Origin of the sequence: Micromonospora sp. SL4-19, assembly GCF_047921475.1 — a bacterium.
Taxonomy (GTDB): Bacteria; Actinomycetota; Actinomycetes; order Mycobacteriales; family Micromonosporaceae; genus Micromonospora.
This window is the reverse complement of sequence record NZ_JBLROB010000002.1, coordinates 68,392-89,343: the sequence shown is the minus strand read 5'-3', so window position 1 is coordinate 89,343 and position 20,952 is coordinate 68,392. Positions and strand designations below refer to the sequence as shown.

General features: G+C 73.3%; 21 protein-coding genes. 10 read left to right on the top strand and 11 right to left on the bottom strand.

Annotation, left to right across the window (positions count from 1 at the left end):
• The first annotated feature begins 132 nt into the window (after nt 1-132).
• Together ACNAVT_RS04230 and ACNAVT_RS04225 are read left to right on the top strand one after the other, a co-directional pair.
• On the top strand, nt 133-1,518 hold the full coding sequence (locus tag ACNAVT_RS04230; RefSeq protein WP_416293000.1) for a hypothetical protein: 1,386 nt from the start codon (nt 133-135) through the stop codon (nt 1,516-1,518).
• 34 nt (nt 1,519-1,552) lie between these two features.
• A complete protein-coding gene (locus tag ACNAVT_RS04225; RefSeq protein ID WP_416292998.1) occupies nt 1,553-2,419 on the top strand; it encodes a 3-methyladenine DNA glycosylase in 867 nt (288 codons plus the stop codon).
• A gap of 35 nt (nt 2,420-2,454) precedes the next feature.
• Here ACNAVT_RS04225 and ACNAVT_RS04220 read toward each other — a convergent pair whose 3' ends face one another.
• The 7 genes from ACNAVT_RS04220 to ACNAVT_RS04190 all read right to left on the bottom strand — a co-directional run bounded on the left by ACNAVT_RS04220 (nt 2,455) and on the right by ACNAVT_RS04190 (nt 8,007).
• Complete coding sequence (locus tag ACNAVT_RS04220; RefSeq protein WP_416292996.1) at nt 2,455-3,030, bottom strand: GNAT family N-acetyltransferase; 576 nt, start codon at nt 3,028-3,030, stop codon at nt 2,455-2,457.
• Between the two features lie 59 nt (nt 3,031-3,089).
• Nucleotides 3,090-3,515 carry an alternative ribosome rescue aminoacyl-tRNA hydrolase ArfB gene (gene arfB, locus ACNAVT_RS04215; protein WP_416292995.1) on the bottom strand — a complete coding sequence of 142 codons (426 nt, stop codon included), beginning with the start codon at nt 3,513-3,515 and terminating at the stop codon, nt 3,090-3,092.
• Between the two features lie 9 nt (nt 3,516-3,524).
• Nucleotides 3,525-3,827, bottom strand: a complete 303-nt coding sequence (locus ACNAVT_RS04210) for a hypothetical protein (protein ID WP_416292993.1) — start codon at nt 3,825-3,827, stop codon at nt 3,525-3,527.
• A 174-nt stretch (nt 3,828-4,001) separates the two neighbouring features.
• The gene (locus ACNAVT_RS04205) at nt 4,002-4,862 is read right to left on the bottom strand and encodes a S1C family serine protease (RefSeq protein WP_416292991.1); all 861 of its coding nucleotides are present in this window, start codon (nt 4,860-4,862) and stop codon (nt 4,002-4,004) included.
• A 48-nt stretch (nt 4,863-4,910) separates the two neighbouring features.
• Complete coding sequence (locus ACNAVT_RS04200; RefSeq protein WP_416292990.1) at nt 4,911-5,870, bottom strand: VWA domain-containing protein; 960 nt, start codon at nt 5,868-5,870, stop codon at nt 4,911-4,913.
• Nucleotides 5,867-6,961 carry a DUF58 domain-containing protein gene (locus ACNAVT_RS04195; protein ID WP_416292988.1) on the bottom strand — a complete coding sequence of 365 codons (1,095 nt, stop codon included), beginning with the start codon at nt 6,959-6,961 and terminating at the stop codon, nt 5,867-5,869. Before ACNAVT_RS04195 ends, ACNAVT_RS04200 begins: the two co-directional genes overlap by 4 nt.
• Complete coding sequence (locus ACNAVT_RS04190) at nt 6,958-8,007, bottom strand: AAA family ATPase (RefSeq protein ID WP_416292986.1); 1,050 nt, start codon at nt 8,005-8,007, stop codon at nt 6,958-6,960. The genes ACNAVT_RS04195 and ACNAVT_RS04190 overlap by 4 nt, the downstream gene beginning before the upstream one ends.
• Nucleotides 8,008-8,363: 356 nt before the next feature.
• Between ACNAVT_RS04190 and ACNAVT_RS04185 the strand changes: the two genes are divergently transcribed.
• Nucleotides 8,364-9,299 carry an endonuclease/exonuclease/phosphatase family protein gene (locus ACNAVT_RS04185; protein ID WP_416293568.1) on the top strand — a complete coding sequence of 312 codons (936 nt, stop codon included), beginning with the start codon at nt 8,364-8,366 and terminating at the stop codon, nt 9,297-9,299.
• 63 nt (nt 9,300-9,362) lie between these two features.
• Here ACNAVT_RS04185 and cimA read toward each other — a convergent pair whose 3' ends face one another.
• Nucleotides 9,363-10,943, bottom strand: coding sequence for a citramalate synthase (gene cimA, locus ACNAVT_RS04180; protein WP_416292984.1), 1,581 nt, complete (start codon nt 10,941-10,943; stop codon nt 9,363-9,365).
• A 360-nt stretch (nt 10,944-11,303) separates the two neighbouring features.
• Between cimA and ACNAVT_RS04175 the strand changes: the two genes are divergently transcribed.
• The 5 genes from ACNAVT_RS04175 (at nt 11,304) to ACNAVT_RS04155 (ending at nt 15,208) form a co-directional block, all read left to right on the top strand.
• Nucleotides 11,304-11,864 (top strand): peroxiredoxin, encoded by a 561-nt coding sequence (locus tag ACNAVT_RS04175; RefSeq protein ID WP_416292982.1) that lies wholly within the window; start codon nt 11,304-11,306, stop codon nt 11,862-11,864.
• A gap of 2 nt (nt 11,865-11,866) precedes the next feature.
• Nucleotides 11,867-12,397, top strand: a complete 531-nt coding sequence (locus ACNAVT_RS04170) for a carboxymuconolactone decarboxylase family protein (RefSeq protein ID WP_416292980.1) — start codon at nt 11,867-11,869, stop codon at nt 12,395-12,397.
• A gap of 88 nt (nt 12,398-12,485) precedes the next feature.
• Entirely contained in the window at nt 12,486-12,944 is a 459-nt protein-coding gene (locus ACNAVT_RS04165) for a PRC-barrel domain-containing protein (RefSeq protein ID WP_416292978.1), read from the top strand.
• A 59-nt stretch (nt 12,945-13,003) separates the two neighbouring features.
• Nucleotides 13,004-13,753: a tyrosine-protein phosphatase gene (locus ACNAVT_RS04160; RefSeq protein WP_416292977.1), complete on the top strand. Its 750-nt coding sequence runs from the start codon at nt 13,004-13,006 to the stop codon at nt 13,751-13,753.
• A gap of 66 nt (nt 13,754-13,819) precedes the next feature.
• Nucleotides 13,820-15,208, top strand: a complete 1,389-nt coding sequence (locus tag ACNAVT_RS04155; protein ID WP_416292975.1) for an acyltransferase family protein — start codon at nt 13,820-13,822, stop codon at nt 15,206-15,208.
• Between the two features lie 18 nt (nt 15,209-15,226).
• Here the strand turns inward: ACNAVT_RS04155 and ACNAVT_RS04150 are convergent, their stop codons facing one another.
• Both ACNAVT_RS04150 and ACNAVT_RS04145 read right to left on the bottom strand, forming a co-directional pair.
• Nucleotides 15,227-16,324, bottom strand: a complete 1,098-nt coding sequence (locus ACNAVT_RS04150) for a branched-chain amino acid aminotransferase (RefSeq protein WP_416293567.1) — start codon at nt 16,322-16,324, stop codon at nt 15,227-15,229.
• 137 nt (nt 16,325-16,461) lie between these two features.
• Nucleotides 16,462-17,493, bottom strand: coding sequence for a 3-isopropylmalate dehydrogenase (locus ACNAVT_RS04145; protein ID WP_416292973.1), 1,032 nt, complete (start codon nt 17,491-17,493; stop codon nt 16,462-16,464).
• A 225-nt stretch (nt 17,494-17,718) separates the two neighbouring features.
• On the opposite strand from ACNAVT_RS04145, the gene ACNAVT_RS04140 reads away from it, so the two are divergent.
• A complete protein-coding gene (locus tag ACNAVT_RS04140) occupies nt 17,719-18,567 on the top strand; it encodes an FAD:protein FMN transferase (RefSeq protein ID WP_416292971.1) in 849 nt (282 codons plus the stop codon).
• Between the two features lie 346 nt (nt 18,568-18,913).
• A complete protein-coding gene (locus tag ACNAVT_RS04135) occupies nt 18,914-19,270 on the top strand; it encodes a hypothetical protein (RefSeq protein ID WP_416292970.1) in 357 nt (118 codons plus the stop codon).
• A 63-nt stretch (nt 19,271-19,333) separates the two neighbouring features.
• Here ACNAVT_RS04135 and serA read toward each other — a convergent pair whose 3' ends face one another.
• Nucleotides 19,334-20,932 (bottom strand): phosphoglycerate dehydrogenase, encoded by a 1,599-nt coding sequence (gene serA, locus ACNAVT_RS04130; RefSeq protein WP_416292968.1) that lies wholly within the window; start codon nt 20,930-20,932, stop codon nt 19,334-19,336.
• Between the last annotated feature and the right edge of the window lie 20 nt (nt 20,933-20,952).

Here is a 20,952-nt window from a genome sequence, read left to right as displayed (position 1 = left end):
GCGGTCACGCCACGTCATCCCGATCGGGACGCGCCAGAGTACGCGGCCGCCGGCCGCCCGGGGCGGGTATGTCGACTTCGTACCCGCACGGCGGGCCGGGGACCATAGCTTCGGGTCCGGAGGTGCGTTCGTATGCCTGCAACGAGACGACACCACAGGTCCCTGGCAGTAATCGTGAACTGCCTCGGCGTCATCGCCGCCGTACCGGCCCTGCCCGCCGCGGCGCCCCGGGCGGTGGCCGCGCCCGCGAACCCGGCACCGGCGGCGGCCCAGGCCTCCCCGGTGGCCACCCCGGTCCAGACCGGGATGCCGGCGGCCCCACCAGCGGTGCCGCCCGCGAAGCCGCCACCCGTCCAGATGTCGAAGCCGCCGATCACCGTGCGGGTGGCGGCGGCCAACACCCCGGCGCCCGGCTACCAGATCCAGGTCCTCAACGCCGGGAACACCCCGGTCGAGACGACCCTCCGGCAGGAGCTGCCGACCGGATCGCGGGCGACCACGGTGACCGGGGGCGGTCGGACGACCCCCGTGGCGGGGGCGTCCAACGCCAACGAGGTGACCTGGCGGCTTAAGCTGCCGCCACGGAGCACCACCACCCTGAACACCGCGCTCAGCATGACGGTGTCCGGGCAGCCGGTGACCGCGCCGGCCTGCGCGTACGGCACCGACGGCACCCGGCCGTACGACTGCGCCACGGCGACCTGGACGGGGCCGGCGGTACCCGCCACGAAGGCTGCGGCGGCGGCACCGATGTGGCAGCGATCGTCGGTCCAGCTGGCCGCGTTGGCCGCTCTCCTGGTCGTCACCGGCGGCGTGCTCTGGTGGTGGTTGGGCCGCCGCCGGCGGCGCTCCGGCGTGGCGTCGGACGATGCGGCGACGACGAGCGCCGGCGCCCCGGCCGTCGCCGGCGGGGCCCGCGGCCCGGCGGACCGCGGCACGGTCTACCCGCGCGCGGCGATGCCCTCGCCGGCCGGGCGACGCCGCACGCCGCCGGTCTGGCTGATGATCGGGGTGGCGGCGGCGGTGCTGGCCGGTGTGGTCGGCGCGGCGGCGTGGACCGCCACCCAGCGGGTCGCCGCGATCGACACCGCCAAGCAGCCGACCAGCGGCGCGTGGATGGGCAAGAGCGTGACCGGGGCGGTCGGCGTCCCGCTGCGCGAGGCCGCGTTCGAGTTCACCGTCTACCGGGTGGCGTGCGGCGCCGGGAACCTCCCCTCGGCCTCGAAGGGCGGGCGGCAGTGCCTGGCCACGGTCGGGGTGCGCAACCTCACGTCGGGCGAGCAGACCTGGCACGGGCAGTTGCAACGGGCGTACCTGCCGGGCGGCAACTGGGTCGCCGCCGACGAGGACGCCACCCGGGTCGCCAACCTCGGGCAGGACATCTTCGCCCAGCCGGTCGCCGCGGGCAGCCGGGTGCTCCTGCCGCTGGTCTTCAGCGTCGGCGGCAGCGACCAGCCGAAGCAGTTGGAGCTGCGCAGCGGGGTCTTCTCCGCCGGGGTGCGGGTGGACGTGCCCTGACCGGCGGTCGGGCGGCGGTCGTACCCTGGGGTCCGTGACCGCCGCCCTCGTCCCCGCCGCCGCCCTGACCGCGGCCGACTGGCACGCCCGGCGGCGCGCCCACGAGGAGCGGGTGGACGCCTGGTTGGCGCCGCACCTCTCCCGCCGGCGAGGCGGGGTCAAGCACCCGGTGGAGGACTTCCTCTTCACCTACTACTCGCACCGCCCCGCCCAGCTGCGCCGATGGCACCCGGGTGCGGGAGTGGTGCTGCCCGAGGCGGACCCGGCCGAGTTCGGCCGGGACTACCGCGCCACCACCGCCGGGCTCACCCTCGACACCGATGGGGTACGCGCGCGGCGCGCGGAGTCGATCACCTGGATCCGTGCCCTGCTCGCGGCGACCGCCGGCCGCCCGGCCCACCTCGGCTGTTTCGGGATGCACGAGTGGGCGATGGTCTACCGGCAGACCCAGGACGAGGTACGCCACAACGCCTGGCCGCTGCGGCTCGGCCCGGAGGCCACCGCCGCCGTCGTCGAGGAGCGCGGCGTGCGCTGCAGCCACTTCGACGCGTACCGGTTCTTCACCGCGCCGGCCCGGCCCCTGAACCTGCTCACCCCGACCCGGGAGACCCAGCACGCGCTGGAGCAGCCGGGCTGCCTGCACGCCAACATGGACCTCTACAAGTGGGCGTACAAGCTCTCCCCGCTGGTGCCGTCGGAGCTGGTCGGGGACTGCTTCGCGCTGGCCCGGGACATCCGCGTGCTGGACATGCGGGCCAGCCCGTACGACCTGGCCGACCTGGGGTACCCGCCGGTGCGGGTGGAGACGCCGGAGGGCCGGGCCGAGTACGCCGCCGCCCAGCGCGGGTTCGCCGAGCGGGCCGCCCCACTACGGGCCCAGCTGCTCGCGGCGACCGACTGACCGGCTCCCGCTCAACCCGGTCCCGCGTTCCGGACTCAGCCCGGCGGATACCCCCGGTGGACCGCCCACTCCGGGGCGAGGATCGACATGACGGTGGCGTCCACCCAGTGCTCGCCGTCGCGGAGCACCTGGCGCAGCGTCCCCTCGGCGACGAAGCCGACCTTCTCGTAGACGTGCCGGGCGCGCGGGTTGAACGCGAACACCTCCAGCGCGATCCGGTGCAGGCCGAGCTGCTCGAAGCCGTACCCGACGATCAGCCGCACCGACTCGGTGCCGAGCCCCCGGTCCCGGCCGGCCGGGCCGATCAACGTACGGAAGTTGCAGCTGCGGTTGTGGCCGTCCCATTCGTTGAGGACCACCTCGCCGACGCAGGCCCCGGTCGCCTTGTCCACCACGGCCAGGTCGAGCCGATCGGTCTGGCTGTTACGGGTGCCGTACCAGGCCCGCAGCCGGCCCAGGTCGAACCCGTCCCCCGGCGGGCTGCCGGTCATCCGGACCACCTCCGGGTCGGCTATGGCCGCCTGGAATGTCGCGACGTCGTCGTCGACGAACGGGCGCAGCACGACCCGGTCACCGGTGAGGGTGGGCTTGACGGAGAAGTCGACGGGCACGCGGCGAATTGTGGGCTGCGCGCCGATCGACCTCAAACCGTTTTTCCGGACAGGGCCGATCAGTCGCCGTCCACCCGGCGGTCGCGCTTGCGCTGGGACTGGCGCTTCTTCTCGGCCAGGCGCCGCTCCTTCGCCCCGCGGGACGGGCGGGTCGGGCGGCGGGGTTTCGGCGGCGGGGCGACCGCCTCACGCAGCAGGGCGACCAGCCGGTCGCGGGCGGCCTCCCGGTTGGCCAGTTGCGCCCGGTGCTCGCTGGCGGCCACGGTCAGCACGCCGTCGACCAGCCGGCCGGCGAGCCGCTCCAGCGCGCGGGCGCGCAGCGGCTCGGGCACGCTGGGCGAGCCGGCCAGGTCGAAGCTGAGCTCCACCCGGGAGTCGGCCGTGTTGACGCCCTGCCCACCCGGCCCCGACGAGCGGGAGAAGCGTTCCCGCAGCTCGGCGCCGGGGACCACGAGCCGGTCGGTCACCCGCAGTCCGTCGTCCACGCCCCGAGGCTATCGCCCTGACTGCTGCCTCGGCATCGGAGTTACCGTCGGGGTTGGCGTCGGGGTGGCCCGCTCGTGGTCGGCACCGGCGGCGGCGTATGCGACAGCCCCGATCAGCAGCAGCGCGATCACACCGATCTTCGTGGCCGCCAGCCGGATGAGCAGCCACGCCGTCCGACGAAGCACCGGCACCCTCTTCTTGATGATCTGGTAGTCGTCCCATCTGCACCGCGCCCGCGCGTAGGCGGCACCCGTCACACCGCCGAGCAGGATGCCCACGGCCAGCAGGACTGCCATGAGAGATCGCTCCACCCACGTCAGTATCCACACTCAGCGTGATATTTCCATGGCCCGATGGCTCCGCGCCGGGTATCTGACAGTTCACGCGATCTTGCTGGGCTGCTCGGGAGCGTCGGCCGCCGACGCGAGCACCCGCCGAAGGACATCACGCTGCGTGAGAGCCGGCGCCCCGCTGTGGCCCGCCGCTCAGCCGCCCCGGCCGATGATGGTGTCGGCGGTCTGCTGCACCTGGTCGATCGGGATCGCGAACCCGATGCCGATCGAGCCGTTGCCGTCGATCGTGGCGATGGCCGTGTTCACCCCGACCACCTCGCCCCGCGCGTTGACCAGCGGGCCACCCGAGTTACCCGGATTGATCGAGGCGTCGGTCTGGACCGCGGTGTGCCGGCCGTTGCCGATGCGTACCTGCCGGTTGAGCGCGCTGACGATGCCGGCGGTCACCGTGCCGGCCAGCCCGAGCGGGGAACCGACCGCGAGCACCGGCTCGCCGACCCGGGTGGAGTTGGGTTTGGCCAGCGGCAGCGGCGACAGTCCGGCCGAGGCGGGCACCTTGAGCACCGCGAGGTCGCTGCTCGGTTCCCGGCCCACCACCTCGGCGGTGAACCGGCGGCCGTCGGAGGTCTCCACGGTCACCGGGCCGGAGCCGCCCTTGGCCAGGATGTGGTCGTTGGTCACGATGTGCTGCTCATGGTCGATGGCGAAGCCGGAGCCGCTGGCGGACGCCCCGGACGCGCCGCCGACCAGCACCGAGACCACCCCGGGCACGGTCTTCTCGGCGGCGGTGACCAGCTCCCCCGGCACCGGCGCGGCGGAGGCCGCTGCGGGCCCCGGTGCGTCCCGGCCGGCCACCCAGCTGCCGGCCGCCGCCCCGGAGAGCGTGGAGAGGGCCACCACCGCCAGCGCGCTCAGCAGCCGGCCGCGCCAGCTCCGTGGCCGCGGGCCGCGCTCCGATCCGGGTACGTCCCAGCGCCCACGCCCGTCCGGATCCAGCTCCGGCGAGACGAACCACGGGCCGCGTGGCTCGCCGAGTCCGGTCTGCACTGCCATACCTGGCTCCTCACGTGTCGTGCCGACATCGCGGATGGGTGGTGCGGATCAGGGCAGGCGGGAGAACCACCGCAGGGATCCGGCTGCCGCGCCCATGGCGAAGACCAGTCCCAGGCCGATGAAGCGGGCGGAGATGTCCTGCCGTTCCTTGCGGTAGCCGACCGACGTGCCGATGTCCTCGTACACGGCGCGCAGTTCGGCGCTGCTGGACGCCTCGTGGAAGCCACCCCCGGTCTCCTCGGCGACCGCCTTGAGGGTCTGCCCGTCGACCGGCACCTGGATCGCCCGCCCGCCCCGGTCGACGAAGCCGGACGGGGTGCCGAAGGAGATCGCGTGCACCGGGACCTTGGCCGCCACGGCCTGGGCAGCGGCCTCCATCGGGTCCATCCCGGAGGTGTTCGCACCGTCGGAGAGGATGATGATCCGGGCCGGTGGGGGGTCCTTGACGGCCTTGGCGTCCAGGCTCTTCACCGCGCCCAGCGAGGTGCTGATCGCCTCGCCGATGGCGGTGCCCTGGACGCCGGTGACCCCTTCGGCGAGCCGCCCGATCCCCTCGTGCAGCGCGTCCCGGTCGGTGCCCGGCGGGACCAGCACCGCCGCGCTGCCGGCGAAGGCGACCAGCCCGACGTTGAACTCCTTCGGCAGGCCGTCGGCGAACCGGCGGGCGGCCTGCTTGGCGGCGGTCAGCCGGTCCGGGTCGACGTCGGTGGCGAGCATCGAGGTGGAGACGTCCACGGCCACCATCACGGTGGCGCGTTCCCGGGGCACCCGCACCTCGGCGCTGGGCCGGGCGAAGCCGACCACCAGCAGCGCGAGCATGGCGAGGAAGAGCCCGGCCGGCACGTGCCGGCGCCAGGCCGGTCGCCGCGGCGCGACCCGGTCCAGCAGGCGCAGGTTGGTGAAGCGGACCGCGTAGCGGCTCTGCCGGCGCTGCATCGCCAGGTAGCCGACGAGGAGCACGGCGACGCCGAGCAGGAGCAACAGCCGGGCCGGCGACTGCCAGGTCACGCGACACCTCCCCGAGCCGCGGCGGGCGCGGCAGCCAGGCGGCGCTGGGTGTGCACGTGCCGCACGATGTCGGCGCTCCAATCCCGGTCGGTACGCAGGGCCAGGTGGGTCGCCCCGGACCGGCGCAGCACCTGGCCGACCTGGTCGCGCTGGGCGAGAGCGGCCTGGGCGTACCGCTCCCGCAGGCTCCGGTCCCCGGTCCACACCTCGCGGCGCCGGCCGGTCTCCGGGTCGACCAGGGTGATCAGGCCGACGTCCGGCAGTTCCAGCTCGCGCGGATCGGTCACCTCCACCGCGAGCACCTGGTGCCGGACAGCGAGCCGGCGCAGGACCGGCTCCCAGGGCGGGGCGGCGTCCGGGTCGTCGGGCAGGTCGTCGAGGAAGTCGGAGACGACCACCACGAGGCCGCGGCGGGTGGCCATCCGCTGGACGCCGGCCAGCCCGTCGGCCAGTGTCGGCGCGGCGGCTCCAGCGACGGCTTCAGGTCGCGGCGCGGCGTCAGACGCGCCGAACTGAAGTCGTCGTCGCGGCGCGGCGTCGGACGCGCCGCGCTGGAGTTGTCGCTCCTGTTCGTACCCGCCGGTGCGGGGTGCGCCGAGCAGGGCGCGCAGCAGCCCGAGCAGGTGGGTACGCCCACCGCGCGCCGGGAACCGACGTACGCCGTCCGGGGCGAGCACCTGCGCGCCGAGGCGGTTGCCGACGCCTGCGGTGAGGAAGCCGACCGCCGCCACGGCAGCCACCGCGAGTTCGCGTTTGTCCAGTGTGGCGGTGCCGTACTCCATGCTGGGGCTGGCGTCGACGAGCAGCCAGGTGGTCAGCTCCCGGTCGGCGTCGACCTCGCGGACGTGCGGGACGGTGGTCCGGGCGGTGACCGCCCAGTCCATCCGGCGTACCTCGTCCTCGCCGGGGCGGTACTCCCGGCTGCCGGCCACCTCGCTGCCCGGCCCGGGCAGCAGGCCGCGGTACTGGCCGTGCAGCAACCCGTCGAGGCGGCGGGTGACGGTCAGCTCGAGCCGGCGCAGCCGCTGGTCGGGCGCGAGATCCGCCAGGCCGGGCTCGGGCAGCACCGGGGTTTTGTCCCGGCGCCTCATGCCGCCGCCAGGTCGGGCGCCGTCTCGGGGTGGCCGGAGACGATCCGGGGCGGCGGCACCGCCTCGACCAGCCGACGGACCACCGCGTCGGCGGAGACGCCGTCGGCCACCGCGTCGAAGGAGAGCACCAGCCGGTGGGCGAGCACGTCCACGGCCAGGTCCCGGACGTCCTCCGGAAGCACGTAGTCCCGGCCCCGGATCAGCGCCTGGGCGCGGGCGGCGGCGACCAGGCCGAGGGTGGCCCGCGGGCTCGCCCCGTACGCCAGCAGCGGCGCGAGGTCGGGCAGCCCGAACCGGCCGGGGTCCCGGGTGGCCAGGATGAGCCGGACGACGTACTCGGCGAGTGCGTGGTGGACGAAGATCTGGCTGGCCCGGCGCTGGAGTTCCCGCAACCGGGCCGGGTCGAGCACCTGTCGGGCTGTCGGCCGGTCGCTGCTCATCCGGTAGAGGATGGCCAGCTCGTCGGCGTCGCTCGGGTAGTCGACCACGATCTTCATGAGGAACCGGTCACGCTGCGCCTCGGGGAGCTGGTAGACGCCCTCCGACTCGATCGGGTTCTGGGTGGCGAGCACCAGGAACGGATCGGGGACCGACCAGCTCCGGCCACCGATGGAGACCTGCCGTTCGGCCATCGCCTCCAGCAGCGCCGACTGCACCTTGGCCGGCGCCCGGTTGATCTCGTCGGCGAGCACCAGGTTCGCCATGACCGGACCCAACTCGACGTCGAACGCCTCGGTGGAGGCGCGGTAGATGCGGGTGCCGACGATGTCCGACGGGACCAGGTCGGGGGTGAACTGAATCCGGGAGAAGGTGCCGCCGACGACGGTGGCGAGGGTCTGCGCGGCGAGGGTCTTGGCCACTCCCGGCACGCCCTCCAGCAGGCAGTGCCCGTCGGCGACCATGGCGGTGAGCAGGCGTTCGACGAGGCGGTCCTGCCCGACGATCACGCGCTTCACCTCGAATAGGGTCTGTTCCAGCTCGACGCCGCTCGCGTCGGCATCAACCGGGCTGTGCACGCTGGCCAGGGTGTCCGAGATGTCCGTCACGGTGCTTGCTTCCCGTCCGTGCGGTCGGACAAACGTCGGATTATCGGCCCCTCCGCGGTCGTTCTCGGGCCGGATCGGGATGACTCCCCCGTCCGGTCGGGAACGGCACGAGTGGTGCCAGGCCGACGCAGAGCGGGGCAGCGGCGCAGCGCTGGCCGCTGGGGCGGGTCGGTGGTGGATGGCCAGGTGAAACGGCCGGTCCGAGGCGATTCCGGACGAGCCGCCGGCTGAAGACACCGTTCGGGGGTCAGGTGGCGCGGGGCAACCGAGACCTCGCACCGGGCGATACGGTGACCGCCGTGACCGTAGTGCTGCCGGAGCGACGGACCGAGGGCCGCGCGGGGCGCGTCGCCACGGTGGCCTGCTGGCTCGCCGTCGCGCCCGCGCCCGCCTGGGCCGCGCTCCGACTGGCCGGGCTGGAGCGGGGACCACTGGTGCAGGCGGTCGCCTTCACGCCGTACGTCGCCGCCGGGTCGCTGGTGCCGCTGGCGCTGGCGCTGGCGCTGCGGCGCCGCGCCGCCGCGGTGGTCGCGGCGGTCGCGGCGCTGGCGCTGGTCGGCGTGGTGGCCCCCCGCGCGGTCGCCGCCACGCAGCCGGCGGCCGGCGGCCCCACGCTGCGGCTGCTCACCGCCAACCTGTTCGTGGGCAAGGCCGACCCGGCCCGGCTGGTCGAGCTGGTCCGCAGCCAGCGGGTGGACGTGCTGACCGTGCAGGAGTTCACCCCGGAGATCGCCGCCGCGCTGGACCAGCTCGGCCTGGCCACCCTGCTGCCGTATCGGGAGCTCAACGCCGAGGTCGGGACCACCGGCTCCGGGCTCTACGCGCGCTTCCCGCTGAGCGAGGCCGGGTTCCGGCGCAACCAGGGCTTCGGCTTCAGCCAGGCGTACGGGACGCTGGCGGTGCCGGGCGCGCCGCCCCTGCGGGTGGAGTCGGCGCACCCGGCCGCGCCGTACGCCGTCAAAGTCCTGCCGGACTGGTGGACCGACCTGCGGGGGCAGCCGCCCGCCACCCCGCGGGGGCGGCTGAGCATCCTGGCCGGGGACTTCAACGCGACCCTGGACCACGCGCCGCTACGGGAGCTGATCGCCACCGGGTACGTCGACGCCGCCGACGCGGCCGGCGCCGGGCTCGCCGGCACCTGGGGCCCGTACGACGGCGATTCGATCCCGCCGGTCACCATCGACCACGTGCTGGCCGACCGGCGCATCGCGGTCCGCTCGGTCGCCGTACACGCTCTCCCCGGCAGCGACCACCGGGCCGTCCTCGCCGAGCTGCGCCTCCCCGACGCCTGACGCTCGCCGGCCCGGTGGCCAGGGAACCCGTGCTCGATCGCGGGCTTCAGGACGGGTGCCTCCTCACACCCGGGACTGGTTCAGGCCGTAGGTGAGGGCGTCGACCAGGGCGTGCCAGCTCGCCTCGACCACGTTCGGGTGGACGCCGACAGTGGTCCAGTCGCGGCCTCGGCCGGCCGTCTCCACCAGCACCCGGGTCACCGCGCCGGTGCCGTGGCTGCCCTCCAGGATGCGGACCTTGTAGTCGGCCAGCTCGAATTCGCGCAGCTCGGGGTAGTGCCGGACGAGCGCCGCGCGCAGCGCCTCGTCCAGCGCGTTGACCGGGCCGTTCCCTTCAGCGGTGGCGATCACCCGCTCGCCGGCCACCCGGATCTTGACGGTGGCCTCGGAGACCACGACGCCGTCCTCGCGGTGCTCGACCAGCACCCGGTACGACTCCAGGGCGAACGGCCGCGGCGCGGCCCGGCCCGGCAGCTCTGCTCGGACCAGCAGCTCGAACGAGGCGTCGGCGGCCTCGAACGACCAGCCGCCGGCCTCCAGCTCCTTGACCCGCTTGGTGACCGTGGACAGCGCCTCCGGATGGCCGGCCAGGTCCAGGCCCAGCTCACGGCTCTTGAGCTCGATGCTGGCCCGGCCGGCCATCTCGGTCACCAGGATCCGCATGTCGTTGCCCACCACCGACGGGTCCACGTGGTTGTAGAGCAACGGGTCGACCTTGATCGCGCTCGCGTGCAGCCCGGCCTTGTGGGCGAAGGCGGCGGCCCCGACGTACGCCTGGTGGGTGTCGGGGGCGATGTTGGCGATCTCGGCGATGGCGTGCGAGACCCGCACCATCTGTTCCAGGCAGCCCTCCGGTAGGACGGGCAGCCCGAGCTTGAGTTGGAGGTTGGCGACGACCGCGAAGATGTCGGCGTTGCCGGGGCGCTCGCCGTAGCCGTTGGCGGTGCCCTGGAAGTGCCGGACGCCGGCCTCGACCGCGGCGATGGTGTTGGCGACCGCGCAGGCGGTGTCGTTCTGGCAGTGGATACCGAGCAGCTCCGGCGCCACGCCGGTGCGCGCGGTGACATCGGCGATGGCGGCGGTGACCTGGGACGGCAGCATCCCGCCGTTGGTGTCGCAGAGCACGAACCGCTCGGCGCCCGCGGCCAGCGCCGTCTCCAGCACCGCCGCGGTGTAGGCCGGGTCGTGCCGGTAGCCGTCGAAGAAGTGCTCGCCGTCGACGACGACCCGCCGCCCCTGCGCCACCAGGTGCGCGACCGTGTCCCGGATCATTGCCAGGTTCTCGTCGGCGGTGGTGCGCAGGGCCCGCTCGACGTGCCGGAGGTCCGCCTTGGCGACCAGCGCCACCGCCGGGGTCTCCGCGTCGAGCAGCCCGCGCACCTGCGGATCGGCGTCGACCGCCACCCCGGCCTTGCGGGTGGCCCCGAACGCGACCAGGATCGCGTGCCTCAGCTCCAGCTCGGTACGGGCGCGCCGGAAGAACTCGGTGTCCTTCGGGACTGCGCCCGGCCAGCCGCCCTCGATGAAGCCGACCCCGAGGTCGTCGAGCAGGCGGGCCACGGCCAGCTTGTCGACCACCGAGTAGCTGAGCCCTTCGCGCTGGGCGCCGTCGCGCAGCGTCGTGTCGTACACCTGGAAGGTCATGGGAGTCCTCTTCTCGGGCCTTGGGGGAGCAACAAAAAGACCCCCCGCGGATGCGGGAGGTCTGCGCGCTCGGCGAGAGGGAAGCCGGCGCGCTAGTTGCCAATAATCAGGGCGGAGCTGGTCACGATCCGTACTCTGCCACCCCGACGCTGAATCTGGGAGGCACAATCCACATATCGGGACGGTGACGGAGAGTGGTAGTACCCGATCGAGGGACGGACCCGGGCAGAACGCGGCACTCGTGATCGACTTCACATGTCATCCGGCCGGCATCAAGCGGAAACAGGACTGAGGAAGTATCTGGAACCGATCCAGTTACCGGCCTACGCGCCGCTGACAAGCCGCTGTCAAGGAGGACCTGTGCTCACTGTCGGTGACCGCTTCCCCGAGTACGAACTCACCGCCTGCGTATCGCTGGACGCCGACAAGGCGTTCGAGACGATCAACCACAAGTCCCACCAGGGCCAGTGGCGGGTGGTCTTCTTCTGGCCGAAGGACTTCACCTTCATCTGCCCCACGGAGATCGCCGAGTTCGGCCGCCTCAACGGCGACTTCGCCGACCGGGACGCGCAGGTCCTCGGCGTGTCCGTCGACAACGAGTTCGTCCACTACGCGTGGCGCAAGGACCACCCGGACCTGCGCGAGCTGCCCTTCCCGATGCTCAGCGACATCAAGCGCGAGCTGACCGCCGCCTGCGGCGTGCTCGGCGAGGACGGCGTGGCGCAGCGGGCCACCTTCATCGTCGACCCGAACAACGAGATCCAGTTCGCCATGGTGACCGCCGGCTCGGTCGGCCGGAACGTCTCCGAGGTGCTGCGGGTGCTGGACGCGCTGCAGACCGACGAGCTCTGCCCGTGCAACTGGAACAAGGGCGGCGCGACCCTGGACGCCAACGCCCTGCTCGCCGGCGCCGGGGCCTGACGATGGGCCTGGACGCGGTCAAGGCGGCGCTGCCCGAGTACGCCAAGGACATCAGGCTCAACCTCGGCTCCACCATCGCCACCTCGACGCTGAAGCCGGAGCAGGCCTGGGGCACCGCCCTGGCCTGCGCGGTGGCGGCCCGCAACCCGGTGGTGCTCAGGGAGATCGCCGCCGAGGCGGCCGGCCACCTGACGCCGGAGGCGGTCGAGGCGGCCAAGGGCGCGGCCACGATCATGGCGATGAACAACATCTACTACCGGGCCAAGCACCTGATCGGCGACGAGCAGTACGCCTCGCTGCCGGCCCGGCTGCGGATGCAGATCATCGCCAGGCCGGGCGTGGAGAAGGGCGACTTCGAGCTCTGGTGCCTCGCCGTCTCGGCGATCACCGGCTGCGGCGTCTGCCTGGAGTCGCACGAGAAGACCCTGCGCGCCGCCGGGTTCAGCCGCGACCAGGTGCACGAGGGGCTGCGGATCGCGTCCGTCGTGCACGCCGCCGCGGTGGCCCTCGACGCGGAGGCCGCGCTGGCCTGAGTCGCCGGTGTAGCGATCTCCGCAGCCGGGTACGAAGGGTCCGACAGGGCACATCCCCCGAGAAAGTCGAGAAAGGGAGTGAACGCGAATGGAGCGGCTCGACCCTCGAACGACCCACGGGACGCCGGACCCGCTCGCCTACGGTGATCAGGGTGCCTTCGCGGGCAGCGCGCCCGCGGGGCGCTTCGACCCGTGGCGCTACCGGGACGACGCCGGGGTGACCGGCATCGACCTGGTCGGCTACAAGGTGGAGGCGACCGACGGCGGTATCGGCAAGGTGGACCGGGCCAGCCACGAGGTGAACTCCAGTTACCTCGTGGTCGACACCGGCCCGTGGATCTTCGGCAAGAAGGTCATGCTGCCGGCCGGCACCGTCAACCACGTCGACCACGACGAGCGGAAGGTCTACGTCGACCGGAGCAAGGACCAGATCAAGGCCGCGCCCGAGTACGACGAGTCCACCGACACGGATCCGGCATACCGGGACAAGCTCGGCGGATACTACGACGACACCTACTCGTCGATCCCGCCGGGTACCGCCCGGTGACGGAGGGCACCTGCACCTGACGGCCGGCGGGGCACATCGTTGCCCCGCCGGCCGTTACCGTGTCAGAGGTGGACGCCACGGACACCCCGCACCGGAACCCCTTCCCCGCCCTGTTCAACTTCCGCGACGTCGGCGGCCTGACCGGCCACGACGGGCGGACCGTGTGCCGCAGCCGGCTCTACCGCTCCGACTCGCTGCACCGGATCGACGTGACCGACCGGGCGGCGTTCACCGCCCTCGGCATCCGCACCGTCATCGACCTGCGCCGTCCCAGTGAGGTGGCCCGCGACGGCCGGGTGCCGGCGTACGACGGCCTCACCTACCGGCACATCCACCCCGAGCACCAGAACTGGGCCGGCATCCCGTACGACCCCGAGGAGAGCCTCGCGCGCTGGCTCGCCGACCGGTACGCGGCCCTGGCCCAGACGGGCACCGCCGGGCTGGCCGAGGCGGTCGGGCTGATCGCGGACAGCGCCAACGCGCCGGTGGTGGTGCACTGCGTCGCCGGCAAGGACCGCACCGGCATCGTCTGCGCGCTCACCCTCGCGGTGCTCGGCGTTTCCGACGAGGACATCGCCGCCGACTACGCACTGAGCACCGAGGCGTCCGCCCGGTTCAGTGCCTGGGTCGCCGCGGCGCTGCCCGAGGCCGCGCAGCCGCCCCGCCCCTACCTCGCCTCCCCCGCCGAGGCGATGATGCTCTTCCTCACCGAGCTGCGGGTGGGGCACGGCTCGGTGGAGGGCTACCTGCGCCACGCCGGAGTGACCGACGGACAGCTCGCCGCCCTCCGCGCCCACCTGCTCGACTGAGCCGCCGAGGCGCTCCCATGCGCCTGTTCGCGGGCATGGCTGATGGGGTCCCGGTAGCGTGATCTCATGCGCCGCCTGCAGCGGCTCGCCGAGCGGACCCCGGCAGGGCGGGAACGCTACGTCGATCTGCTCCGCGCCCTGGCGATCATGACGGTGGTGCTCGGCCACTGGGCGATTGCCGTGATCGGCCACGACCCCGCCGGCCGTCCCACCGGGCACTCGGCGCTCGGCGACATGCCCTGGGCGTACCCGGTCACCTGGGTGGTGCAGGTGATACCGGTCTTCTTCCTCGTCGGCGGCTTCGCCAACGCGGCGTCGCTGACCAGCCGGTTGCGGCACGGCGGAACCGTCACCGGGTGGCTGCTGGACCGCAGCGCACGCCTGGTCCCGCCCACCACGGTGTTGCTGGTGGTGCTCGCCGGCACCGCCCTGGCGGCCCAGCTGCACGGCACCGATCCGGTGGAGATCCGGATCGTGGTCTGGTTCGCCACCATCCCACTGTGGTTCCTCGGCGCCTACCTCATCGTGGTCCCGCTGGCCCCGGCGATGTACGCGCTGCACCGCCGGTTCGGCCTCACGGTGGCGGTGGCGCTGGTCCCGCTCGTGGCGCTCGGTGACGTGGCTCGGCTGACCGGGCGGGACATCCTGGCACAGGGGAACTACGTGCTGGGCTGGCTGGCCATCCACCAGCTCGGCTTCGCCTGGTACGACACCCGGCTCCGGCCCGACGACGCCCCACAGCGACGGGGGCTGTGGACACGCCGGCTGCCGATGACCCGTCGGGCGGCCCTGGCGTTCCTCGGCGGCGGGCTCGCCGCGCTGGCGCTGCTGACCCTGCTCGGCCCGTACCCCGTGGCCATGCTCGCGGTGCCCGGTGAGCGGCTGAACAACTCCTCCCCACCCACCGTGGCGCTGCTCGCCGCGGCTAGCGCCCAACTCGGGTTGATCCTGCTGCTGCGGGACCACGCGGAGCGGTGGCTGCGCCGGCGGCGCCCCTGGCAGGCGGTGGTCGCGGTCAACGCAGTCGTCCTCACCGTGTTTCTCTGGCACCTGACCGCGGCCGTGCTGCTGATCGCTCTCCTGGACACGCTGCGCCTGCTGCCCACCCCGCCGGTGCCCTCCCTCGCCTGGTTCGCCTGGCGGGTGCCCTGGCTGCTCATGCTCAGCGTGGTGCTGGCCGGGCTGGTCGCGATCTTCGGACCGGTCGAGGCCCGGTCCGGCCACCGACGGCCGCGGCGCGGGGGCGGGCCACGCGGCTGCGGACTCGCCCGCGCGCTGCCCATGGCGTTCGCCGTCACCGGCTTCGGTCTGCTGGTGCTGGGCGTGACGATCAACGTCCGCACGCCGGAGTCGGCCCCCGAGCCGCTCGGCGTGCCGGTCCCGGCGCTCATCGCCTATCTGGCCGGGGCCGGCACGCTACGACTGCTCAGGTCTGGGCCGGGAAGACGAGGTTGACCCCAGACAGGGACGCGCTCAGAGCACCTGCTGCACCCAGCCGTGCCGGTCCTCGGCGCGGCCACGCTGGATGTCGACCAGCTGCTGCCGCAGGGCCATCGTGGAGCGACCCGGCTCGCCGCCGCCGACGAGGAACTCCCCGTCGGGGAAGCGCACCCCGCCGATCGGGGTGACCACCGCCGCGGTGCCGCAGGCGAACACCTCGCGCAGCCGGCCACTGGCCGCGTCCGCCTGCCAGTCGGCGAAGCTGATCGGCCGCTCCTCCACCCGGTGCCCGGACTCGGCGGCCAGGGTGAGGATCGCGTCCCGGGTGATGCCCGGCAGGATGGTGCCGGTCAGCGGCGGGGTGACCAGGGTGTTGTCGTCGTAGACGAAGAAGACGTTCATGCCGCCCAACTCGTCGACGAAGCGCCGCTCGACCGCATCCAGGAAGACCACCTGGTCGCAGCCCGCGTCGATCGCCTCGGCCTGGGCGACCAGCGAGGCGGCGTAGTTGCCACCGCACTTGGCCGCGCCGGTGCCGCCCGGGGCCGCCCGGGTGTAGTCCGGGGAGACCCAGACCGTGATCGGCTTGACTCCGCCGGGGAAGTAGGCGCCGGCCGGCGAGGCGATGACCGCGTAGAGGTACTCGTTGGCCGGCCGGACGCCGAGGAAGACCTCGCTGGCGAACATGAACGGCCGCAGGTAGAGGCTGGCGTCCTCGCTCTCCGGGATCCAGTCCTTGTCGATCTCGACCAGCCGACGCAGCGACTCGACGAACGCCTCCGGCGGCAGCTCGGGCATCGCCAGCCGCCGGGCCGAGGCGACGAACCGGGCCGCGTTCTTCTCCGGGCGGAACAGGGTCACCGCCCCGTCCGCGGTCCGGTACGCCTTCAGCCCCTCGAAGATCTCCTGCGCGTAGTGCAGGACGGCGGCGGCCGGGTCCATCGGGATCGGCGCACGCGCCTCCACCCGGGCGTCGTACCAGCCCTTGCCGTCGGCGTACCGGATCGTCACCATGTGGTCGGTGAACACCCGACCGAACCCGGGGTTCGCCAGCAGGGCGGCCCGATCGGCGGCGGATACCGGCGCGGGATTCGGACGGATCTCGAAATCGAGCTTGTCACCACCGCTCATCGCGCTGACCTCCTGCGGGTTCACGGCATGCGTTATCGCATTCCGACGTCACTGGTGCCAGAAACTTACCCCGAACGGTCGTTCAGCGGATAGCTCCACCCCGGCACATCGAACGCACCGAATGGTAGTGCGGCTGGTCAGGCTACGGCGTATCCGGCGAGCCGGTCGCCGACCTCCTCCGTACGCAGCGGCGCCCCCGGCGTACGGCTCGCCAGCTCGGTGGCGACCGCGGCGCTGACCCGCGCGGCGGCGTCGGCGTGCCCGAGCTGGTCGAGCAGGAGCGCCGCGGAGAGCACCGCGGCGACCGGGTCTGCGACGCCCCGGCCGGCGATGTCCGGCGCGGAGCCGTGCACCGGCTCGAACATCGACGGGTAGCGCCCCTCGGGGTTGATGCAGCCGCTGGCCGCCAGCCCGATGCCGCCGGTCACCGCGGCGGCGATGTCGGTGAGGATGTCACCGAAGAGGTTGTCGGTGACCACCACGTCATACCGCTGGGGCTGGGTGACCAGGAACATCGCGGCGGCGTCGACGTGCTGGTACTCGGTGGTCACGTCGGGATGTTCGGCGGCGACGGCCTCGAAGGCCCGGGCCCAGAGCGAGCCGGCGTGGGTGAGCACGTTGGTCTTGTGCACGAGGGTGACCTTGCGCCGCTCCCGGCGGCGGGCCCGGGCGAAGGCGTCCCGGATCACCCGCTCGACCCCGTGCCGGGTGTTCAGGCTCTCCTCGGTGGCCACCTCGGCCGGGGTGTCCCGGTGCAGCGAGCCGCCGGCGCCGGCGTACAGACCCTCGGTCCCCTCGCGGACCACGACCAGATCGACTTCGCCCGGTTTGACGGCGGCGAGCGGGCCGGACACGCCCGGCCAGAGGCGGGACGGGCGGAGGTTGACATACTGGTCGAACGCGAAGCGGAGCTTAAGCAGCAGGCCGCGCTCCAGCACCCCCGGCGGCACGGTCGGGTCGCCGACCGCGCCGAGCAGGATGGCGTCGTGCCCGGCCAGCTCGTCGAGGACCGAGTCCGGCAGCACCTCGCCGGTGCGGTGGTAGCGCGCGGCGCCGAGATCGTACTCGGTGGCCGCCACGCCGGGGAGCACGGCGTCGATGACCTTGCGGGCCTGCTCGACCACCTCGGGTCCGATCCCGTCCCCGGCCACCACCGCGATCCGTGCCACCTGGCGCTCCCTCACCTCGTCGTTCTGCGCAACGGTACGCCCCCGTCCCGTCCCCCGGTACGCGCCTTCCAGGATTTGGGATGATCGAACGCTCAGCAGGCTCCCAGGTGGCATTCATGGCGCAGTCAACTCCACCGCCTAGGGTCGAAGGCGACCGGGCCGGAGGGGGCCCGGGTCCGGCTTCGCCGCGGCGCTGCGGCGTCGTCAACGAGGGGGGCAGGTGCGATGCGGATCGACGAGCAGCCGCGGACCCGGTGGATCGACCAGTCCGCTTTCCTCAGCCGCCGCGCCGACCTGCGCCTCGGTGTCCGCAGCCACCGGCTGGACCGGGGCGGCGGCACCGCCGTGGACCGGATCAGCGTCCGGCACACCGTCCGCACCTCGACCGCCGAATACTCACTGCTGCTCAACGCACCCGAGTGGCTGGGCCGGCGGATCGTCGGCGAGGCGCTGCGGGACGCCGTCGCCGAACTGCGCGCCATCGACCTCACCTACGGACCGAACCGGCCGGACAGCCTGGTATCGAAGTTGCGGCGGGGCGAGATCAACCCCGAGTCGTACCCTCCGCTGGCCGACCTGGTGGACCGCTGCGCCGCGATGCGGGCGGCGACCGACGGCTGGTTCGACGCCTGGGCGGTGCCGGGCGGCTTCGACCCGGGCGGCCTGCTCGGCGGCTGGGCGGTGGAGCGGGCGGCGGCCCGCCTGCGCGCCGGCGGCATCCACGACTACGCCGTGCTCAGCGGCGCCGACCTCACCGTGCGCGGCCACGCACCGCACGGCGGCCCGTGGCGGGTCGCCGTGCACCACCCGACCAACCCGCACCGGGCACCGCTGGTGCTGGAGATGACGGCCGGCGCGGTGGGCACCTCCGGGGTGACCGGGCGCCAGGGGCACGTGGTGGACCCGCACACCGGCGAGCCGGCCGACCAACTCGTCGCCGCCACCGTGGTGGGTCCGGACCTCGCGGTGGCCGACGCCTACGCCACCGCCCTCTACGCCGCCGGCCCGGCCGGGCTGGCCTGGTTCCGCAACGGCTCGGACTACCGGGCGCTCTTCGCCCACCGTCGACGGTGAGCACACGTCGCACCGAATCCCGTCGTCCCGCCTTCGCATCCGGGGCGCGGTCCGCGATCGGCCCCCACGGTCTCGGCAACGACCATGGGGGCCGGTCAGCGACGAGTGCGCGTGGCTCGCGCAATCGAGGGGTGCGGGCCGGCGGGCCGGACATCTGACCGCGCCACCCGAAGACGGGCCGGAGTCGCAACTCAGCCAGTGACCGCACGGGTACGCTAGCGAATCGACGCAACTCGACGCAAGAGTCTCCACAGCGGACCGTCGTGGCGCCCGTTTCGCCGTCCGGGCACCGGCCTGCCGCGGGGCAGGGGTGACGGCGCGCGCCAGGGATGGCACGCTGTCCGCCGTGAGTTTCGATCTGAGCGTGTGGGCCCTGCCGGCCGGAGCCACGCCCGACCAGGTGCGGGCGGCGGCGCAGCAGTGCCGCGAGGGGCGGCACGGCGGGCAGCACCCCGACCCGAGGCTGGTCGCCTTCTACCGGGCGATCACCGCGGCGTATCCCGACCGCCAGGCCGGCCCCGGCACCCCGTGGGAGGTAACCCCGCTGCACACGGCCGGCGACCACGTGGAGATGAACCTCTCCCCGACCTGTGAGGACCAGGTGCTGCTCGACATCGAGCGGCTGGCCGCCGAGTACGACCTGATGCTGTTCGACGCCCAGGACGGCTCGGTCTACCTGCCGCCCAGCCGCGTCACCCCCTGACCGACGTCCGATACGGCCAGGGGCCCGGCCTGCCGGCCGGGCCCCTGATCCGTCGTGTGTGGACTACTCGTCGCGCAGGTCGGCCGCGCTGGCCGCGACCGCACCGATCGAATCGGCGGCCGAGCCGAGCAGGTCGGCGCCGAGGGCCTGGTCGACGGTGAGCGTCATCAGCGTCTCGCCACCGGCCTCCCGACGGGCGACCTGCATGGCGGCGATGTTCACACCCGCCTCGCCGAGCAGGGTGCCGACGGTGCCGACCACGCCCGGCCGGTCGACGTAGCGCAGGAAGACCAGGATGCCCTCCGCGCCGATCTCCACGTCGAAACCGTCCACCTCGGTCAGCTTGATGATGTCCCGGGTGCCGGTGTGGGTCACCGTGCCGGAGACGCTGACCGTCCGGCCGTCCGGCAGCGCACCGCGTACGGTCACCAGGTTGGCGTGGTCGACCGTCTCGGGCTGCGTGGTCAGGGTCACCTCGACGCCACGCTCGGCGGCCAGGTGCGGCGCGTTGACGTAGGTGACCTGCTCCTCCACCACGGAGCTGAACAGCCCCTTGGTGGCGGCGAGCTTGAGCACCGAGACGTCGTGCGAGACGACCTCGCCGCGCACCTCGACGGTGACGCTGGCGGCCACCCCGCCGGCCACCGCGGTGAAGGCCCGGCCGAGCTTCTCGGCCAGCGGGAGCAGCGGCCGGACATCCTCGGCGACCACGCCGCCGGCCTGCACGTTCACCGCGTCCGGCACGAACTCGCCCTGGAGCGCCAGCTTGACGCTCTTGGCCACGGCCAGACCCGCCTTGTCCTGCGCCTCCTGGGTGGAGGCGCCCAGGTGCGGGGTGGCCACCACGTTGTCGAAGGCGAACAGTGGGGAGGAGGTGCAGGGCTCCTTCGCGTAGACGTCGACACCGGCGCCGGCGACCCGGCCCTCGGCGATCGCGTCTGCCAGGGCCTGCTCGTCGACCAGGCCACCGCGGGCGGCGTTGACGATCCGGACACCCGGCTTGACGACCGCCAGCTCCTTCTCGCCGATCAGGCCCACGGTCTCCGGGGTCTTGGGCAGGTGGATCGAGATGAAGTCGCTCTCCCGCAGCAGCTCGTCGAGCCCGACCAGACGCACGCCGAGCTGCGCGGCGCGGGCCGGCTGGATGTACGGGTCGTACGCGATCAACCGGGTGCCGAAGGCGGCGATGCGCTGCGCGAAGAGCACGCCGATGCGGCCGAGGCCGACCACGCCGACGGTCTTGCCCTGGATCTCCACACCGGTGTACTTGGACCGCTTCCACTCCCCCGCCTTGAGCGCGGCGCTGGCGCTGGCGGTGTTGCGGGCCACGGCGAGCAGCAGCGCGACGGCCTGCTCGGCGGCGGAGACGATGTTGGAGGTGGGCGCGTTGACGACCATGACGCCCCGCGCGGTGGCGGCCGGCACCTCGACGTTGTCCAGACCGACGCCGGCCCGGGCGACCACCTTCAGGCGCGGCGCGGCGGCGATCGCCTCGGCGTCGATCTGGGTGGCACTGCGTACGATCACCGCGTCGGCCTCGGAGAGTGCGGAGAGCAGGGCCGGACGGTCGGTGCCGTCGACGTGGCGCACGTCGAAGTCGTGCGCGAGCACCTCGATGGCGGCAGGGGCAAGTTCTTCGGCGATCAGTACGACAGGATTCATCGGTCCTCGTAGACGCTCGT

What these genes read in the sequence shown, in the direction of transcription:
- ACNAVT_RS04165 (WP_416292978.1), top strand. Translation starts at nt 12,486, where the DNA reads ATGGAGCGGCTCGACCCTCGAACGACCCACGGGACGCCGGACCCGCTC.
- cimA (WP_416292984.1), bottom strand. Translation starts at nt 10,943, where the DNA reads ATGACCTTCCAGGTGTACGACACGACGCTGCGCGACGGCGCCCAGCGC.
- ACNAVT_RS04205 (WP_416292991.1), bottom strand. Translation starts at nt 4,862, where the DNA reads ATGGCAGTGCAGACCGGACTCGGCGAGCCACGCGGCCCGTGGTTCGTC.
- ACNAVT_RS04150 (WP_416293567.1), bottom strand. Translation starts at nt 16,324, where the DNA reads ATGAGCGGTGGTGACAAGCTCGATTTCGAGATCCGTCCGAATCCCGCG.
- ACNAVT_RS04230 (WP_416293000.1), top strand. Translation starts at nt 133, where the DNA reads ATGCCTGCAACGAGACGACACCACAGGTCCCTGGCAGTAATCGTGAAC.
- ACNAVT_RS04140 (WP_416292971.1), top strand. Translation starts at nt 17,719, where the DNA reads ATGCGGATCGACGAGCAGCCGCGGACCCGGTGGATCGACCAGTCCGCT.
- ACNAVT_RS04195 (WP_416292988.1), bottom strand. Translation starts at nt 6,961, where the DNA reads ATGAGGCGCCGGGACAAAACCCCGGTGCTGCCCGAGCCCGGCCTGGCG.
- ACNAVT_RS04155 (WP_416292975.1), top strand. Translation starts at nt 13,820, where the DNA reads ATGCGCCGCCTGCAGCGGCTCGCCGAGCGGACCCCGGCAGGGCGGGAA.
- serA (WP_416292968.1), bottom strand. Translation starts at nt 20,932, where the DNA reads ATGAATCCTGTCGTACTGATCGCCGAAGAACTTGCCCCTGCCGCCATC.
- ACNAVT_RS04170 (WP_416292980.1), top strand. Translation starts at nt 11,867, where the DNA reads ATGGGCCTGGACGCGGTCAAGGCGGCGCTGCCCGAGTACGCCAAGGAC.